The sequence below is a fragment of the Corynebacterium sp. HMSC034E11 genome (assembly GCF_001835905.1).
GTDB lineage: Bacteria > Actinomycetota > Actinomycetes > Mycobacteriales > Mycobacteriaceae > Corynebacterium > Corynebacterium coyleae.
The window spans coordinates 1-2,479 of sequence record NZ_KV826387.1 but is presented as its reverse complement, the minus strand read 5'-3'; the positions used below and the strand labels follow the sequence as shown (position 1 = coordinate 2,479).

The 2,479-nt window shown below is 53.1% G+C and carries 3 protein-coding genes and 1 pseudogene; 3 read left to right on the top strand and 1 reads right to left on the bottom strand.

Annotated features, from left to right (window positions below):
- A pseudogene (locus HMPREF2690_RS12105) lies at positions 1-200 on the top strand (hypothetical protein); the annotation flags it as partial.
- Between the two features lie 89 nt (positions 201-289).
- Positions 290-1,516 carry a hypothetical protein gene (locus HMPREF2690_RS02435; RefSeq protein ID WP_070820085.1) on the top strand — a complete coding sequence of 409 codons (1,227 nt, stop codon included), beginning with the start codon at positions 290-292 and terminating at the stop codon, positions 1,514-1,516.
- A 117-nt stretch (positions 1,517-1,633) separates the two neighbouring features.
- On the opposite strand, the gene HMPREF2690_RS11635 is transcribed toward HMPREF2690_RS02435, so the two are convergent.
- Positions 1,634-1,762, bottom strand: a complete 129-nt coding sequence (locus HMPREF2690_RS11635; protein ID WP_246819496.1) for an ATP-binding protein — start codon at positions 1,760-1,762, stop codon at positions 1,634-1,636.
- 298 nt (positions 1,763-2,060) lie between these two features.
- Between HMPREF2690_RS11635 and HMPREF2690_RS02425 the strand changes: the two genes are divergently transcribed.
- A complete protein-coding gene (locus tag HMPREF2690_RS02425; protein WP_070820083.1) occupies positions 2,061-2,462 on the top strand; it encodes a hypothetical protein in 402 nt (133 codons plus the stop codon).
- Positions 2,463-2,479 lie beyond the last annotated feature (17 nt).

Sequence of the window (2,479 nt, the reverse complement as noted above, 5' to 3'; positions counted from 1 at the left end):
ATGGTCGCAAGGTGCCGAAGGATGTGATGAAGTTGGAGGCGAAGTTGCGCGAGGGCGACGAGTTGTCGGTGGTGGATCGGGCGTGGGTGCATCCGCAGTCGGGTGTGGAGTACGTCTTTGAGTATCCGTTTAGGCAGTTGGATCGGGAGGCGGATATGCGGGAGGCGTATGCGCGGTTTGAGGGGATGGCGCTGGATTGAAAACTCCCCCATTCTCGGTACGCGCCCGCAAAAGGTTCATTCAACAGCGTATACCGAGACAGAAGAGCGCGGTAGGCCGTACGCCGAGGATGTTGAACTTCAGCATTGCGATGGTCGGCATGTTATGTTCGGGCCTCTTGGGAATGTGGTTGATTTTTGTCCTGTTCTTAATGCTCGAAGGCATCGATACTCACTGGTGGGGCTGGCCCGTTAAACCACTTACTTCTGAGCAAAGCTCTGGCATAGCGCGGTCGGTTGGTACGATTGCGGCTCTTTTCGGTGGGCTCTTCGCAATCCTTTACTCGTACCGCAAACAGCGAATTTCGGAAGCAGAGAGCTTCCGAGAGGACGAAAAAGTTCTTGCTAGTAGATATCAGGCGGCAGCTGAACAGATTGGTAATGAAAGTGCGGCAGTTCGTTTGGCTGGAATTTATTCCATGGCGCAGCTGGCAACGGAATGGCCTGCACGTCGCCAAGAATGTGTCGATGTTTTAACGGCGTATGCTCGGTTAGCTCTTAAAGCTGAACTGGACGACTATGAGGAAAGGGTAATTGTCCAGGCCATATTCATGCTAATCGGGCAACATTGTGGTTCTAAAACGGTGGACCATTCCACTTGGTCGTCTCTCAGAATTGATCTAAGCAACTGCCACATCCCCGCATTCAAGTGGTCGAATGTTTGTTTTGAGAACCTGGACTTTTCGGGGGCAAGCTTTTATGAGGATTTTGACATTGACGGTGAGGTGGGGCCGATGGGGATTCGTCTTGATGATGCCGAGATATCTGCCAGTGGCAGATTCATCCTCCACGGCACCGGCGGGAGGGTTAGCGGGTTCCACGTTTCCGTTCAGAAAGGTGGGAAGCTTTGGTTTACCAACGCTGGCGGGGTTGGCCTCACTGCGTTCGGAGCCTTCATCGCCAAAGGCGGTGAGATCCGAGTAGACATAGGGTCGAACGGAAGAAGAAGGCAATTCAACTTCACGAATGCGGTTATTAAAGGCATTCTTAGGTTCTTTGGCGAAGGGGATGCCTGCCAAGACGGAACAGTTATCTTGGAAGGAAGCAGAAGCGATGGAGAGGGATTAGCGGCCTTCCAAAGGCAAATACTATTAGAGCCTGAAGCCGGGATGGAAGAAATTGTCGTTTCTGACGAGAGTGGGTCCCGCACGGTTCGGACTCTAAAGGTGGGGCGTTCGAAACGTCGCGTAGTGCGTCCAGCTTTCGAACACTTGCCTAATTTACGTGTGGGGCAGTTCTGGGTCGGCGAGCCTGAGGTTCTACCCGATTGGACCGGGGATGGTGGCATTTTGGAATAGCATGATTCTTCGATGACGTTGCTCAGACCATGGGCTTAGTAACGGCGTGGTGAGTTTCGGGTAACGCCCGGGTGGGTATCGAGTAACACCCGGGCGTTTGGAGGTTATGTTATTGGTTCAGACGCATGTTGGGTCCTTCGAGTGCGTGATCTCGGCGCCTGCGACGAGTCGGTTGAGGATGGACTCGACGATGACGGCATCGGGGATGGATTTGTACCACTCATCGGGTGTGAATTGGGACGTCACGATGGTTGATCCGCGCGGATCATGGTGTGGTCCATGTTCGCCGGGATGTGGTCGGTGTCGGTGGCATAGACCCCACGTACGCGAGTAACCGTATGGGGCGCAACGCGTTGCCCGGCGTCGAATGTGCGGGTCGGACGTGGGTGCATCCGCAGTCGGGTGTGGAGTACGTCTTTGAGTATCCGTTTAGGCAGTTGGATCGGGAGGCGGATATGCGGGAGGCGTATAAGAGGTTTGAGGCCGCGCCGTAGTTTCTTAGCTAGGAATATTTTCGTGGAAGGAAAGGCTGACGGGACAAGAAATGAATGAAAAACCAGAAAATAAATTGGTCGGCGACTTATGGCACCAGATGGATCTACACGTCCATACGCCAATTTCAGCTGAGACTCAGTATGGGGATAGAGAATCGAATTCAACCTGGCAGCATTTCTTTGCTGCTCTACGGGATCTCGGGCCAGCTTTGGCGATCCTCGGAATTAATGACTACTGGTCCGTAGAAGGCTACGAGCGCGTTCGGGCTGAATTTGAAAAGGGCAGACTTCCGGACATTGAACTCCTTCTACCGGTTGTTGAGTTACGGCTGACTGATGTCCTGCGGAACGGTAAAAGGCAGAACTATCACGTTTGTTTTTCAGACAGCGTTCCAATCGACGTCATCAAGAACGAATTCTTAGCAAAACTGACGTGTGCCGTTTCCGTGTAGTTGGTAGGGGCAATCCG

What these genes read in the sequence shown, in the direction of transcription:
- HMPREF2690_RS02435 (WP_070820085.1), top strand. Translation starts at nt 290, where the DNA reads ATGTTGAACTTCAGCATTGCGATGGTCGGCATGTTATGTTCGGGCCTC.
- HMPREF2690_RS02425 (WP_070820083.1), top strand. Translation starts at nt 2,061, where the DNA reads ATGAATGAAAAACCAGAAAATAAATTGGTCGGCGACTTATGGCACCAG.